The sequence below is a fragment of the Pseudomonas sp. MD330_10 genome, assembly GCF_042610415.1.
Lineage (GTDB): Bacteria > Pseudomonadota > Gammaproteobacteria > Pseudomonadales > Pseudomonadaceae > Aquipseudomonas > Aquipseudomonas rhodesiae.
Genome location: NZ_JBHGZU010000007.1, coordinates 357,269 through 370,087, shown reverse-complemented (window position 1 = coordinate 370,087; position 12,819 = coordinate 357,269). Strand labels below are relative to the sequence as shown.

General features: G+C 60.9%; 13 protein-coding genes. 3 read left to right on the top strand and 10 right to left on the bottom strand.

Going from position 1 to position 12,819, the window contains the following annotated elements; genetic code table 11:
- Positions 1 to 111: 111 nt before the first annotated feature.
- The 5 genes from ACFZPT_RS14645 to ACFZPT_RS14625 all read right to left on the bottom strand — a co-directional run bounded on the left by ACFZPT_RS14645 (position 112) and on the right by ACFZPT_RS14625 (position 5,749).
- Positions 112 to 2,199, bottom strand: a complete 2,088-nt coding sequence (locus ACFZPT_RS14645; protein ID WP_034114640.1) for an LTA synthase family protein — start codon at positions 2,197 to 2,199, stop codon at positions 112 to 114.
- 269 nt (positions 2,200 to 2,468) lie between these two features.
- Positions 2,469 to 2,660, bottom strand: a complete 192-nt coding sequence (locus tag ACFZPT_RS14640; protein ID WP_003172956.1) for a PLDc N-terminal domain-containing protein — start codon at positions 2,658 to 2,660, stop codon at positions 2,469 to 2,471.
- A 67-nt stretch (positions 2,661 to 2,727) separates the two neighbouring features.
- Entirely contained in the window at positions 2,728 to 3,258 is a 531-nt protein-coding gene (locus ACFZPT_RS14635) for a hypothetical protein (protein WP_034114643.1), read from the bottom strand.
- 40 nt (positions 3,259 to 3,298) lie between these two features.
- Positions 3,299 to 3,811 (bottom strand): ankyrin repeat domain-containing protein, encoded by a 513-nt coding sequence (locus ACFZPT_RS14630; RefSeq protein WP_034099327.1) that lies wholly within the window; start codon positions 3,809 to 3,811, stop codon positions 3,299 to 3,301.
- A 111-nt stretch (positions 3,812 to 3,922) separates the two neighbouring features.
- The gene (locus tag ACFZPT_RS14625) at positions 3,923 to 5,749 is read right to left on the bottom strand and encodes a long-chain-acyl-CoA synthetase (RefSeq protein ID WP_034114645.1); all 1,827 of its coding nucleotides are present in this window, start codon (positions 5,747 to 5,749) and stop codon (positions 3,923 to 3,925) included.
- Between the two features lie 395 nt (positions 5,750 to 6,144).
- On the opposite strand from ACFZPT_RS14625, the gene ACFZPT_RS14620 reads away from it, so the two are divergent.
- A complete protein-coding gene (locus tag ACFZPT_RS14620) occupies positions 6,145 to 6,423 on the top strand; it encodes a DUF3509 domain-containing protein (protein ID WP_003172952.1) in 279 nt (92 codons plus the stop codon).
- A gap of 60 nt (positions 6,424 to 6,483) precedes the next feature.
- On the opposite strand, the gene ACFZPT_RS14615 is transcribed toward ACFZPT_RS14620, so the two are convergent.
- The 4 genes from ACFZPT_RS14615 to aroC form a co-directional block, all read right to left on the bottom strand.
- Positions 6,484 to 6,753 carry a response regulator transcription factor gene (locus ACFZPT_RS14615; RefSeq protein ID WP_034099331.1) on the bottom strand — a complete coding sequence of 90 codons (270 nt, stop codon included), beginning with the start codon at positions 6,751 to 6,753 and terminating at the stop codon, positions 6,484 to 6,486.
- Between the two features lie 210 nt (positions 6,754 to 6,963).
- Positions 6,964 to 7,470 (bottom strand): acireductone dioxygenase, encoded by a 507-nt coding sequence (locus tag ACFZPT_RS14610; protein ID WP_034114647.1) that lies wholly within the window; start codon positions 7,468 to 7,470, stop codon positions 6,964 to 6,966.
- Complete coding sequence (locus ACFZPT_RS14605; protein ID WP_379555381.1) at positions 7,467 to 8,624, bottom strand: MFS transporter; 1,158 nt, start codon at positions 8,622 to 8,624, stop codon at positions 7,467 to 7,469. Before ACFZPT_RS14605 ends, ACFZPT_RS14610 begins: the two co-directional genes overlap by 4 nt.
- Before the next feature lie 85 nt (positions 8,625 to 8,709).
- Positions 8,710 to 9,801, bottom strand: coding sequence for a chorismate synthase (gene aroC / locus ACFZPT_RS14600; RefSeq protein WP_034099336.1), 1,092 nt, complete (start codon positions 9,799 to 9,801; stop codon positions 8,710 to 8,712).
- A gap of 142 nt (positions 9,802 to 9,943) precedes the next feature.
- Between aroC and ACFZPT_RS14595 the strand changes: the two genes are divergently transcribed.
- Together ACFZPT_RS14595 and ACFZPT_RS14590 are read left to right on the top strand one after the other, a co-directional pair.
- The gene (locus ACFZPT_RS14595) at positions 9,944 to 10,906 is read left to right on the top strand and encodes an alpha/beta hydrolase (protein ID WP_034114650.1); all 963 of its coding nucleotides are present in this window, start codon (positions 9,944 to 9,946) and stop codon (positions 10,904 to 10,906) included.
- Between the two features lie 99 nt (positions 10,907 to 11,005).
- On the top strand, positions 11,006 to 11,812 hold the full coding sequence (locus tag ACFZPT_RS14590) for a hypothetical protein (RefSeq protein WP_034114652.1): 807 nt from the start codon (positions 11,006 to 11,008) through the stop codon (positions 11,810 to 11,812).
- 62 nt (positions 11,813 to 11,874) lie between these two features.
- On the opposite strand, the gene prmB is transcribed toward ACFZPT_RS14590, so the two are convergent.
- Positions 11,875 to 12,783: a 50S ribosomal protein L3 N(5)-glutamine methyltransferase gene (prmB, locus tag ACFZPT_RS14585; RefSeq protein WP_034114653.1), complete on the bottom strand. Its 909-nt coding sequence runs from the start codon at positions 12,781 to 12,783 to the stop codon at positions 11,875 to 11,877.
- Between the last annotated feature and the right edge of the window lie 36 nt (positions 12,784 to 12,819).

The window sequence follows — 12,819 nt, the reverse complement described above, 5'->3', positions numbered from 1 at the left end:
CTCGGACGATTCGGCTGAAATCACCGAAGTATCCGATCAGAAATAAAAATGCCAGTCAGCTTAACTGACTGGCATTACCCTCAAGAGGGCCTCTTTTTTATTGCCGGTTAATCAGTCCGGCTTGCCGTCCACCACACCGGCGGTGTTATCCAACAGGCTCTTGGTCGCCGTTTGCAGGAACGACTCAAGTTTCTGCTTGAGGGCCGCCTCATCCGAAGACTCCGGAATCAGTTTGCCGGTCGGGTTGGCACCCAACTCGTACTGCCACAACTTCGGTGGCATTTCCTTGGGCAGTACCAGGATGCGGTCCGCAGTGACCAACGCCACGGTCTGATCGCTGCCCGAAGGCTTGATCACGCCGAAACCCTTGTCCCCTTCCGGCAGGTTGAGCAGGTCGCGGCCCCAGCACTGGTGCAGAGTTTCCCCACCCAGGCGGCCCATGATGGTTGGCACGATGTCGATCTGCGTACCCACGGTGTGGTCGCGCTCGCCGAACTTTTCCTGCATGCCCGGCGCAATCATCAGCATCGGTACGTTGAAGCGGCCCAGGTCCATCTCAGTGATTTGCTGTTCGTTGCCGAAGCCGTGGTCGCCGACGATCACGAACAAGGTTTCCTTGAAGTACGGTTCCTTGCGCGCCTGCTCGAAGAACTGGCCCAGGGCCCAGTCGGAGTAACGCATCGCGGTCAAGTGCTCGTTGAGGCTGCCACGGTCAGTGACTTTCTCCACCGGCAACGGCGTCGGCAACGCGTACGGCGTGTGGTTGGACAGGGTTTGCAGCAGCGCGTAGAACGGCTTGCCGCCTTCACGGGCCTTCAGCTCTTGCAGGCCACGGTTGAACATATCCTGGTCGGACACGCCCCACGTCGGGTCGGAGAATACCGGGTCGACGAAGTCATTGCGGCCAATGAAGTTGGTCATGCCCTGGTTGCTGAAGAAGCCAGACTGGTTGTCCCAGGCGAAGTCGCCGTTGTAGACATACACGTCGTCAAACTTGCGCGCGCTGAGCAACTGCGGCAGGCCCGACAGTTTGTGGCTGCCTTCGGGGGTCTGCATCAGGTATTCGAAACCCGGCAGGTTCGGGAAGCAGGCCATGGTGGCAAACATGCCCTGGTGGGTATGGGTGCCGTTGGAGAAGAAGCGATCGAACAGCAGGCCTTCCTTGGACAATTTGTCGAAGTACGGCGTGATGTTGCCCGGACGGCCCAGCGCGCCCACCGAGTGGCCGGCGAAGCTTTCCATCAGGATCACGACGACGTTCTTGATCGGCAGGGTTTTCTCGGCCGGCGGCAGGAAGTTACGGCGCACGGCGGCGGTGTCGGTATCCACCAATTTTTCCGTCGGCAGTACCAGCATGTCGCGCACGGTCTGGGTCGCCAGCGGCTGCTCCAAAGTGGCCTTCCAGATGTTGGAGCGGTCTTCGGAGAAGCGCGACTTGGCCGCCGCAATCAGCGACAGCGTGCCATTAAGGCCCAACTGGTTGGCGAAGTTGGAGTCAGTGGTGTACACGTCGCCCCAGCGCAGCGGCGGGCCCTGGCGCAGGGTGCCACGGGCGGCGACCACGGCCACCAGCAGGCACACCACGAACACGGCGATGCGCGAATACCACGGCGCCACTTGGCGCGTGCCGATGCTGCCGCCGCTGAACGGGCCGCGCGGGCGCGTGGCGCGGTCGGCGCCTTTGAAGGCCATGCTCAGAATCAACGTACCCACGGCCCACGCCAGCAGGTAACGCACCACCGGGAAACCGTACCAGAGCATGCTCATCACGGTTTTCGGGTCTTCCTTCACATATTGGAAGACCAGGCCGTTGAGGCGCTGGTGAAACTCGCGATAGAAGTCCATTTCCATCAGGCCCAGGAACAGGGCGATGCTGGACGCGACGGTCAACCACAAACGGAAGAACCCACGCGCGGCCATCGCGCGCACGCTGAACAGCGCCAGCAACAGCGGAATGCTCAGGTACACCACCAAGCGCAAGTCCAGGCGCAGGCCGTTGCCGAACGCTTCAAGGAAGGTCGAGGCCGGTGTGTCGAGGATCATCTCGCGGTTGTATACCAGCAGCGCCAGGCGCAGCAGGGAGAACATCACCATCATGACCAGTGCGCAGAGCAGCGTGTATGCCAGATGGGATTTGACGGTCGGTTGCAGCAGACGAGTCGAGGCTCGCTGCTGGCTCAGGGCGTCCGGGTTTGCCATGTCGTTTCAGGACCCATTGGAAGTTGAAGTGACGAAGTATTGCGTGGCGCGAATGGTGCCCGATCAAGGCCGGCAAGGCTATTAAATTACTGAACGGGGAGCTTTACCGCGCCTTGATTGGCGCGCAGCTGGAACCGGGGGGAATTGTCTTGGAGGGAATGTGAAAATTCCGTGCAACGCATATTTCGATACACAAATTTCCAGACCGGACGGCAAGCCCGTGTGGGAGGGAATGGCTCCCTCTCACACATAGCCCCTGAACGCCGTGGTCAGATCCGCACGTTACCGCGCGGGCCGGCGATCGCCCAGATAATCAGGCCCAGTACCGGCAGCAGCAGGATCAGCAGGATCCACAACACCTTGGCCCCGGTGCTGGCGCCGCTTTTGAAGACGTTGATGATCGCCCAGATATCCAGCGCGAGGATGATCAGGCCAATCAGGCCATTGAACGTGGAACCCATGGTGTCGCTCCTAAGTGAGGGCATGCCCTTGTAGGATAGTCAGCCCCTGCCAGGGTTCCGTTTTATTTCAGACATGTACAGCGATTTTCAGGGCTTCCAGGGACGGCTCGGCCTTGATCCCGACCTCGGCGCACAATTCCAGTACCCGTGGCAGGACGTTGCCATAAACCAGCACCACTTGAATCTCATCGTCCAGCAACTGGCTGAAGTTCACCAGCACATAGCCACCGTCTTCCTGGCTCAGGGCGCTCATCTGCACCTGGATGCGATTGAGCGCGGTCAGCGCTTCGGTCTTGGCCAGTTGTTTGGCCTTAAGGTTGAACGCCACACCCGGGCCGAACGACGCGACGATCTGGGCAAACAGGTCGCCATAAGTGTCAGCCTGGAACAGCACCGTGTCCGGCAGGCTGCCGACCACCACCCACTCCCCCAGAGGGATCGGGAAAGTGTCGTCGTAGTTGATATCCGGGTTGGCGGCCAGAAACGCCGCCGGATCGGCGTAGGCCTGAGCGGCCTCCTCGGCGATGCGCGCCACCTCATCCTGGCCCATGACGCCGGCGCTGATGTGGCTGATGAGTTCGACGAGGGCGGTTTTCATGGGCGTTCCTGTTGCGGGCTGATTTTCGAGGGCGCAAAGCCTACACCAGATTCTGCAAACGCGCCGCCGTATCCATCGCGCCCATGGTCTGCGCCGCTGCCAACGCGGTGGCGCCCTGGGCGTCGGTGGCCTTGGGGTTGGCGCCCTGGGCGAGCAGGTAGTCGAGCATTTCGACGCGATTGAACATCGCCGCCATCATCAATGCGGTGCGACCGTCCGACGACGCGGCTTCCACCGGCGTGCCGCCTTCGATCAAGGCCTTAACTACGGGCAGGTTGCCTTTGAACGCCGCGCCGGCAATCGGCAATTGGTTCTTATCGTTAGCGATCAACGGGTCGGCCTTGAACTCCAGCAGCACTTTGACCGCCTCGGCATGACCGTGGTACGCCGCCAGCATCAGCAAGGTGTCGCCATTGTGATTGCGAAAGTTGGCCGGCAAGCCCTTAGCCAGCAGCGCGGCGAGCATGGCGGCATCGCCTTTGCGAGCCACATCGAAAACCTGTTCGGCAAATTCGGCGGCTTCGTCTTCGGTCATTTGTTTGGGGGCAGACATGGGGGCTCCTTGGCGGGTGCGAGTTCAAGTACTGAATATGGCGCCCAGTGTCGCGATGGAGTTCCCCACTGTCATGGCTTTTTTGTCAAAAGTGTCCATAGACACACTCAATCAATAGCGGAAATGGCCACCCTGAATCTGCGCCAATAGCTCGCCAGTGATCGGCACGTAACCATCCGACCCCGGCAGCCAGGCATACACCGGGTCGTTGCCCGCCTTGGCCGGGTCGAAAGCCTCTTCCTTGAGCCGCACCTTCTGGTACTTGAATGTGCCGGTGGTTTCCATCTGCACCTTGATCCGCAGGAACAGCGGCACCGCGTATGGGGGCAACTGGCCGTGGGCGAATTGCAGCAGTTCACGCATGTCCAGCGCGGCCAGGGACTCGCTGGGGGTGATGGCGACCATGCCGGCGCGGCCATTGGTGTTGTCGATTTCCACTCCGTAGGCCACCACTTCGGCAATCTGCGGGTGTTGCAGCAGGACGTTTTCGACTTCGGTGGTGGAGACGTTTTCCCCTTTCCAGCGATAGGTGTCCCCCAGGCGATCGACGAACTGCGCGTGGCCGAAACCGATGCTGCGTAATAGATCGCCGGTGTTGAAATAACGGTCGCCCGGTTCGAAGACGTCGGTGAGGATGACCTTGCGGTTTTTTTCTGGGTCGGTGTAGCCGTCGAAGGGCGACTTGTCATCGATCCTGGCCAGCAGCAGCCCCTGCCCGCCCGTCTGGACCTTGCGCATGAAGCCATCGCCGCCACGGATCGGTTCGCCGCTGTCGTGGGCGTAGTCCACCAGCGCCCAGTGCTGCAGGCAAAAACCGATGGTGTTGTCGAAATTCAACACATTGGTGAAGCCGATGTTGCCGTCGCTGGCGGCGTACAGCTCGCAGATATGAGCCACGCCATAGCGCGCCTTGAACTGCGCCCACACGCCGGGGCGTAGGCCATTGCCGACCATCTTGGTGACGCGGTTGTCGCGGTCGTTTTCGCTGGACGGCTGGTCGAGCAGGTACCGGCACAACTCGCCCACGTAGCCCAGGGTGGTGGCGTTGAACTTGCGCGCATCGTCCCAGAACTGACTGGCGCTGAACTTGCGACGGATGGCGAACCCAGACGCGCCGACAATCGCCGAGCCCCAGCACACACATAGGCCGGTGGCGTGGTACAGCGGCAAGGTGCAATACAGGACGTCGTCGGGGCCCATGTCCAGGGCAATGCGGCCGAAACTCACGGCGGTCTTGGTCCAGCGTCCATGTTTCATGATGCCGGCCTTGGGTAGGCCAGTAGTGCCGGAGGTGTAGATATAGAAGCAGGGGTCGTTAAAGAACACCTGGGCGGTGCTGGCAGGGTTAGCCTGCGCGCAGTCGGCGCTGGCTGCGATCAGGTCGCCATAGCCCTCGGGCAGCGACGCTGACGACTGATCAGGCACGAACCATGTCCGTTCGGCCTGGATCGGCACCTGATCGCGCACCGCGTCATAAACACCGACCAACTCCGCGCCAACCACGATCGCCACCGGGCTGACCAGGTTAAGGCTGTGCACCAACGTCGCCTGGGTTTGCGCGGTGTTGACCATCGCGCAGATGCCGCCCAGCTTGGCCACGGCCAGTACGCACAGCAATAATTCCGGGCGGTTTTCGATAAACAGCGCCACCACATCGCCCTTGCCAATGCCTTGGGCGTGTAAGTGGTGGGCAATCCGATTGGCCTGTCGGTTGACATCGGCGTAACTGAGCACGCGGTCGCCGTACAGCACCGCGTTGCCGTCGGGGTTGCGCAAGGTGGCTTGCTCGAACTCCCAACCCAGCCCGCAAGGTTGGCCGGGGTCGGTGACATTCGCCGCGCGCATGCCACGCACCACGCGCGGCAAAGCGCGAACAATGGCGGGCACCTTACGTAGCATCTTGCCCCAGGTGATCATGTCGTCATGCGGAGGGTTCATGGCGGAACGTCCTTTTTCTTATTCTTCGTATGATCCGCACACAGCAGCATCACCGTAGGAAGCTGCTAAATGCCTTGCAGGAAAATACGTCAGCCCTTCTTCAGCTGTACACGCAGGATTTGAAAAGTTTTGTATCCCGACGGATGCGCTCGGGAAAAAGGGAATTTAGCCGCGCTTAAACAGTCTTTAAACGTAATGAGGCGCCAGTGGCACCGCGCCGGGTAACGCAAAATGCAGGATGCATGATGGCCATTCATGCAAATTGCACGAAAACGAAAATTTCTATTTTTTATAAGGCCATGATTTATAAGGAATTTTTAGTATTCGTTAAGCTGGCACAATCGCTGCACCTATCACTCCATGCTTGCCCACTTGAGCCAATGGAGCTGATAAACATGAGCCTGATCCAAGATAAATTCGCTTCGGTATTTTCCAACTACGACGTCACCACTCAGCCTCGTCCGGACGGCGGCATCCTGTTGACCTTGCGTAACAGTGAAGGCAAGCAGGTCAAACGCTCGATCTCTTACCAGCAATTGCATACTGCCGACCAACTGACCTGGGTGATCAGCGCCATCCGTCGTGACCTAGCTGAGCAAGCCAGTGAGCTGCCGCAGATCTCCATGCTGCAAAGCCAGAATCGCTTCGCCCTGCCGACCTACCACTCCGCGTAAGTCAGCCGCGCACAAAAAGGGCCGCGACGCCGTTGAGCGTCGCGGCCCTTTTTTATGGGCTTAACACAGACCCTGGCGCGCGGCTTCGTTCATGGCCTGTACGCGGTTGTTGACCTGCAACTTGCCGTAGATGTTGCGCAAGTGGAACTTCACCGTGGCCTCGGAGGTGCAGCGAATCTGGCTGATCTCCCAGACGGTCTTGCCTTCGGAAGCCCATCGCAGGATTTCCAACTCCGACGGCGTCAGCGGCTTCCCCCATAAGTTAAGGCGTCTTCTGACGGCATTGGGCACGGTATACGACGACTCAAACGACTCCTCTGGGCGATTCATTGCGTCTCTCCTTTTTATTGGCTAATGCCCGATCACCCTTCGGATTCCTCCTATTGACAGGTGACATAAACACTGAGGCCGCAGAAGAGTTACACAACCCATGCACGTCGTGGGCAAGGGTCCGCATAAACAGCAGAGCCCTACAGATAACTAAGCCACTTCCCACAGCAATTTCAAATTTGCCGGGGTTGAAGATCCTATTCGTTGAGGTTAGTCGTCCAAACCCGGAAAGCGTTCGGCGAGGGTATCGCCCGTCAGCGCAGGCTTGGCGCCCTCGGCACTGTTGAACAACCGCAGCATGACAAAATGCCCATGCTCGCCCTGATCAAACCAATGCGCCATGCCGGCCGGAATCACCAACAGATCGTTTTTTTCGCAGCGTACGCTGTAGACGTAATCGCCAACATGCAGGCTGAACAGCCCCTGCCCCGCGATAAAGAAGTGGGCGTGGGCTTCGCGGCAACGTTGCTCGGCAAGCGGCGGGCGCGGGTCGATGACCGTGAGCACCTCGACGTTGGCATACCCCAGATCATTGATCGGCGCCTTATACGCCTCCATCATCGCACTATCGGTGGCGCCCTTCTCGATCGCGGCCGGTTGCCAGCGCTCGAAGCGCGCGCCGTGCTCGGCCAGGGTGCTGGCGATATCGTCGAGATGGGTCAGCACCTTGTTCGGCGTATCCGGTGTAGCGACGTGGTAGACGGCGACATAACTCATTGAAGGGTTCCTTGGTTCTGCTCGTGCAATCGAAAGCCGATGATAACGGTCGCGGCCAGGGCGGCGACGCTGGCAAGACTAAAGGTGAAGGTCGGGCCCAGCAGGTTCCAGCTGTAGCCGGCATACAGCGCGCCCAAGGCTCCGCCGGTGCCGGACAATGCGGCGTACAGCGCCTGGCCCTGACCCTGTTGTTTAGCCCCGAAGCTGCGCTGCACAAAGGCAATCGCCGCCGCATGGAAACTGCCGAAGGTAGCCGCATGCAGCACCTGCGCCAGCAGCAGCACCCAAAAGAATTCGGCCAATGTGCCTAACAATACCCAGCGCAGCGCCGCCAGCAGAAAACTCGCCAGCAGCACCCGGCGCAGCGAAAAGCGCGTAAGGATACGGCTCATGCCCAGGAACATCAGCACTTCGGCCACCACCCCCAGCGCCCACAGCAGTCCGATCACGCCCCGGCTGTAACCCAAGTGTTCGAGGTGCAAGGTCAAGAAGGTGTAATACGGGCCATGGCTCATCTGCATCAGCGCCACACAGGCGTAGAACGCTAGCACGCCGGGGCTGCGCAGTTGCTTGAGGAATCCGTCCCCGGCCAGGCGATTGCCGTGGTTGGCCGGCTGTGAATTCGGCACCCACAGGCTGGCACCGATGATGCCGGCCATGATCACCACAACCACCACCGGGTAGATGTCCAGGCTTAGCCAGTCGAACAGGCGGCCCATGATGACCACGGTAAGAATGAAACCGATGGAGCCCCAAAGGCGGATCTGGCTGTAGCGCGAGGTGTGTTTTTGCAGATGGGCCAGGGTGATCACTTCAAACTGCGGCAGCACTGCGTGCCAGAAGAATGCATGCAGCGCCATCACCAGCGCCAGCCAGGCATAGGTGTGGCTGACGAAAATCAGCGAGAAGCTCAGCAACGTGCACACCGCGCCAAAACGCACGATGGCCAGGCGGCGGCCGGTGTAATCCCCCAGCCAGCCCCACAGGTTCGGGGCCACGCAGCGCATCAACATGGGGATGGCCACCAGCTCGCCGATGCGCGCGCTGGAGAACCCCAGGTGATCGAAGTACAGCGCCAGGAACGGCGCAGTGGCGCCCAGCAGGGCGAAGTAGAACAGGTAGAAGCTGGAAAGGCGCCAGTACGGGATCAGCATGGTGTGGGGGGCTGCTTCGCAGCCCGGCGCGAGCAAGCTCGCTCACCACAACAATTTTGCTTACCACAGCCAATATTGCGGACGGTCACAGCTGGCCCAGTACCGGGGTCGTCACCTGCACGTCGGCGTTCTGCCCGCGATTGCGCAGCAGGTGGTCCATCAGCACGATGGCCATCATCGCTTCGGCGATCGGCGTGGCGCGGATGCCGACGCAGGGGTCATGGCGGCCTTTGGTGATCACGTCCACCGGGTTGCCGTGCACGTCGATCGAACGGCCCGGGGTGGTGATGCTGGAGGTGGCCTTGAGGGCCAGGTGCGCGACGATGGGCTGACCGGACGAAATACCCCCGAGAATGCCACCCGCGTTATTGCTGAGAAAACCTTGGGGCGTCAGCTCATCGCGATGCTCGGTGCCGCGCTGGGCGACACAGGCGAAACCGGCGCCGATTTCCACGCCCTTGACCGCGTTGATGCTCATCAGCGCGTGGGCCAGCTCAGCGTCGAGGCGGTCGAAAATCGGCTCGCCCAGGCCCGGCTTGACGCCTTCGGCGACCACGGTGATCTTGGCGCCGACCGAGTCCTGGTCACGGCGCAGCTGGTCCATATAGGCCTCCAGCTCCGGGACTTTGTCCGGGTCGGGACAGAAAAACGCATTGTCTTCCACGCTGTCCCAGGTCTTGAACGGGATTTCAATCGGGCCCAACTGGCTCATGTAGCCACGGATCAAGATGCCCTGGGTCGCCAGGTATTTCTTGGCGATGGCCCCGGCCGCCACGCGCATGGCGGTTTCCCGGGCCGAGCTGCGGCCGCCGCCACGGTAGTCGCGCTCGCCATATTTGTGGTGGTAGGTGTAGTCGGCGTGGGCCGGGCGGAACAGGTCTTTGATCGCCGAGTAGTCCTTGGACTTCTGGTCGGTATTGCGAATCAGCAGGCCGATGGCGCAGCCGGTGGTGCGGCCTTCGAACACGCCGGAGAGGATCTCGACTTCATCGGGTTCCTGGCGTTGGGTGGTGTGGCGGCTGGTGCCGGGTTTGCGGCGGTCGAGGTCACGCTGCAGGTCGTCCAGGGTCAACTCAAGGCCGGGCGGGCAGCCGTCGACAATGGCGACCAACGCCGGGCCATGGCTTTCGCCCGCGGTGGTGACAGTGAACAGCTTGCCGAAGGTATTGCCGGACATGCAGGGCGCTCCGTGAAATCAGTTGTAATCACTCAGGGGTGATAACCAAGCGCGCCAGTATACGCGGGCACACCGACTAGTTCATCCTCGAAACCTTACCGGTCGGCATGGGTCCAACCGGCACTTCCCTGATGATGGCGCGATGATGCTGCGAGTTTTGCTGTTCACCCTCACCCTCTTGACCACCCTGGCCCACGCCGCGTCCCCTGTTGTCCTACAACGGCCCATCAGCCTCGACACCGGCAGTGGCAAGCTATTCGGCTCGTTGTTGCTGCCGCAGTCCGACAGCCCGGTGCCAGTGGTATTGATCATCGCCGGTTCCGGCCCCACCGACCGCAACGGCAACAGCGCCGACGGCGCGCGCAACGACAGCCTCAAGCGCCTGGCCTGGGTGTTGGCCCGGCACAATATCGCCAGCGTGCGCTACGACAAGCGCGGCGTGGCCGCCAGCCTGGCCGCCACCCCGGACGAACGCAACCTGACCCTGGATGCCTACGTCGCCGACGCGGTGGCGTGGGGCAACCTGCTCAAGGCCGACAAGCGCATGGGCCCATTGATCGTACTGGGCCATAGTGAAGGTGCACTGGTGGCCGCGCTGGCCGCGCCGCAGTTGCAGCCTGCCGGGGTGATTTCCCTGTCCGGCAGCGCGCGCCCCGTGGATCAAGTGATCCGCCAGCAACTGGCCGATCACCTGCCCCCTGCCCTGTTGTTACGCAGCAATGAAATCCTCGATCACCTCAAGGCCGGCCAGGTGGACGCCGATGTGCCTGGCCCGCTGCAAGGCATTTTCCGACCCAGTGTGCAGCCGTATCTGATCAGCCTATTCCGCGCCGATCCATCGGCCGCGTTCGCCAAGCTGAACATGCCGGCGCTGATTATCCAGGGCACCCACGATATCCAAGTGGGCGTGGACGATGCACGGCAACTCAAGCAGGCCAAGCCCGACGCGCAACTGGTGGTGATCGACGGCATGAATCATGTGATGCGCATCGTGCCCAAGGAAGTGAAACAGCAACTGGCGTCCTACAACGACCCGCAATTGCCCCTTGCCGCTGAATTGGGCAAGCGCATCGTGAGCTTTATCGACGGACTTCAACCCCGTTAAGCAACAAATGGCCTCCAGTCCTGGCAAATCCGGCCGATAAGCCCAGGGTCGACAGTAAAAAGACCGTCGACTCGCTGGGCCTGGACAGGATCGCACCGCATGACAACCACAGAAGCACTACCCGAACCGACCGCCGACACCTCGGCCGCAACACCCGAGGCCGCCGACACGGCGCCTTTGCCATGGGCGGACGTTCAAGCCGAACATTTCAAGATGCTGCGCCTGGCTCCCCTGGCCACCGACCGCGCTACCGGTGCGCGGCCGTTGCGGTTTGTGCAGTTCGGCTATGCCGAGCGCAACGACAAACACCACAGTCTTTTGCGCATGGTCATCCAATTGCCCGGTCAGCGCGTGCGCCGCGAGCAGAACCATTTGGATGTGTGGGTCGACCACGATAAACATCGCGTGCATTTTGGCCCCAGCAACAGCCTGGAGATCGAACCGCCCAACCGTGGCATCGGTCGATTCCTGGTGGCCCAGGCCGCGGCTTGGGCGAAAAAGCACTGGTCCCATTACCGCGTCGATGGCGTCGACCTGTCCAACAAGGACGCCCTCAACGAATCCACGCGCCTGCGTCGCGATCACTTCTTGCGCATCCAGGGTTTCGATGTGGCCTACGCCGATGTGCAGCACCTCAAAGGCAACGTACAGCCCGGTAAGGTCAGCGCGGTGCTGGACAGTTGGAACACCGAGAAGGTGCAGTTCGTGGAAATCCTCGAAGCCGCACAGATGCTGCAGCAGGCCGAGCAGAATCTGCTGGAACAGGAAGTGAAGCTGCGAAAGGAAGAAGAAAAGGTCACCAAGTTCAAGCGCGAAGACAGCGGCTTGCGCTTTACGATTACCTGCCTGGTGGCGTTTACAGTGTTTCAGGCGGGGTTGTTGATCTGGATTGCGACGCACCGATAGCCGTTTGAAAGGCGATCGATGTGGGAGGAGGCCCCCTCCCACATTTTTTAACGGTGTTCCTGTTAAACCTTGGCAGCAAACACCGCTTGATGGGCGCGGCACTGTTCGGCGGTCAACATAAACACACCGTGCCCGCCACGCTGGAACTCCAGCCAGGCGAAATCCACCTCCGGGTACAACGTTTCGACGTGAACCTGGCTGTTACCGACCTCGACAATCAACAGGCCTTTCTCCGTAAGGTGGTCCGCCGCCTCGGCCAACATGCGTCGCACCAGGTTCAGGCCGTCGTCGCCACAGGCCAGGCCCAACTCCGGTTCGTGCTGGTACTCGTCCGGCATGTCGGCAAAATCCTCGGCGTCCACATACGGCGGGTTGGAGACGATCAGGTCGAACCGCTGGCCCGGCAGGCCGTCGAAGCCGTCGCCCTGCACGGTGTACACGCGCTCGTCGACGCCATGACGCTCGATGTTCTGGTTGGCCACTTCCAGGGCTTCAAAGGACAGATCCCCCAACACCACTTCGGCGTCCTGGAATTCGTAAGCGCAGGCGATGCCGATGCACCCGGAGCCGGTGCACAGGTCGAGAATGCGCGCCGGCGGTTGGGCCAGCCAGGGTTCGAAGCGGTTTTCGATCAGTTCGCCAATCGGTGATCGCGGGATCAGCACGCGTTCATCGACGATAAACGACATGCCGCAGAACCACGCCTCACCCAGCAGGTAAGCGGTGGGCACGCGCTCATGGATGCGACGATGCAGCAGGCGCTGTACGTGGGAGATTTCCTCTTCTTCGAGGTTGCAGTCCAGGTAGCTGTCGGCCATTTCCCAAGGCAGGTGCAAGGCGCCGAGTACCAACTGGCGGGCTTCGTCCCAGGCATTGTCGGTGCCATGCCCGAAAAACAGCTCTTCCCCATGGAAACGGCTGACAGCCCAACGGATATGGTCGCGCAAGGTGCGCAGGCGGGAAGTGATCACGGGGCAGACTCCTGGAAAAAACGACTGGCGATTCTA